Origin of the sequence: Nocardia uniformis NBRC 13702 (assembly GCF_001613345.1) — a bacterium.
GTDB lineage: Bacteria > Actinomycetota > Actinomycetes > Mycobacteriales > Mycobacteriaceae > Nocardia > Nocardia uniformis.
Genome location: NZ_BDCE01000140.1, coordinates 1 through 1,229, shown reverse-complemented (window position 1 = coordinate 1,229; position 1,229 = coordinate 1). Strand labels below are relative to the sequence as shown.

Here is a 1,229-nt window from a genome sequence, read left to right as displayed (position 1 = left end):
CGGGTCCACCGGCTATGCGAGTTGTAGCTGTTGCTCGAACTCGGTCGGTACCCATTGCTCACGGAATGCTTGCGGGGTAAGGAATCCCAGCGATCCGTGTGGTCGGTAACTGTTGTACTCGATGCGCCAGTCCTCGGCAAGGACCTGCACCTCGGTCAGGGAATGAAACACCTCGCAGGACAGGAATTCGTCGCGGAAACGCCCGTTGAACGACTCGCAAACCCCGTTCTGCCACGGCGATCCCGGATCGATGAACGAAGCATCCACGCCGGTAAAACGGCACCAATCCCGCATCGCGTAAGCAGTCATCTCCGTGCCGTTGTCCATGCGGATGTGGGTCGGTCTTCGACCCGTGGTGGCGATGATCTCATCGAGCACCCCGACGAGTCGATCGGCGGTGCATGACCGGAATGCTCTGGTGGCCAATGCTTCTCGTGTGAACTCGTCGACGATGTTGAGGAACCGCACCTGCCGGCCGTCGACGGTGACATCGACCTGAAAATCTAGGGCCCACATCTGATCCGGGGACGATGCCCGCAGCCGTTGGTTCCGGCCGGTCCCGATCCGTCGCTTCTTACGCACCCGACTCGGCCGCTTCAAGCCCTCCTCACGCCAGAGTCGTTGCGTGCGTTTATGGTTGGTGACCAATCCCTCGCCACGGCACAGTGCGTGCGCTTTGCGCCATCCCCACCGCGGATGCTTGCCCGAGATCGCACGCAGCCGCTGCCGTAGCCGTCTTTCGATCTCGGTGACCGTCGGCGGTCGGCGCTGCACCGACCGTGACTGCCCGACCACTCGACAGGCGCGGCGTTGCGACACCCGAAACCGTTGCTGCAGAACCACGACCGCTCTGCGGCGACGATCCGGGCTCAATAGTTTCCCCGGTTCACTTCCTTGAGCATGTCGATATCGAGGGCCTGTTCGGCGACCATCTTCTTCAGCCGCGCGTTCTCGCGCTCGAGCTCTTTGAGCCGTTTGGCGTCGTCGGATTTCATGCTGCCGTATTGGGCTTGCCAGCGATGCCAGGAGGCCTCGGAGATCTCGAGGTGTTTACACACCTCCTCGATCGAGAATTTCTCCCCGATCAGCTTCTCGCCCTCCCTCAGCTTGCGGATGATCTGCTCGGGGGTGTGTCGTCGTCGCGCCATGTCGTGATCTCGTCCTCCTGCACCCATTGTGGTGCATCAGAACTCTCACAACCGCTGGACCTGCTCAGCGGGCTCCAGTCA

Annotated in this window: 1 protein-coding gene; it reads right to left on the bottom strand. The window is 61.7% G+C overall.

Annotation, left to right across the window (positions count from 1 at the left end):
* Positions 1-12: 12 nt before the first annotated feature.
* Positions 13-1,148, bottom strand: a protein-coding gene (locus NU1_RS39860) for an IS3 family transposase (protein WP_245720527.1) whose coding sequence is annotated in 2 segments (ribosomal slippage) — positions 13-887 and positions 887-1,148 — 1,137 coding nt in all. Because the reading frame shifts where the segments join, the coding sequence is not laid out codon by codon here.
* Between the last annotated feature and the right edge of the window lie 81 nt (positions 1,149-1,229).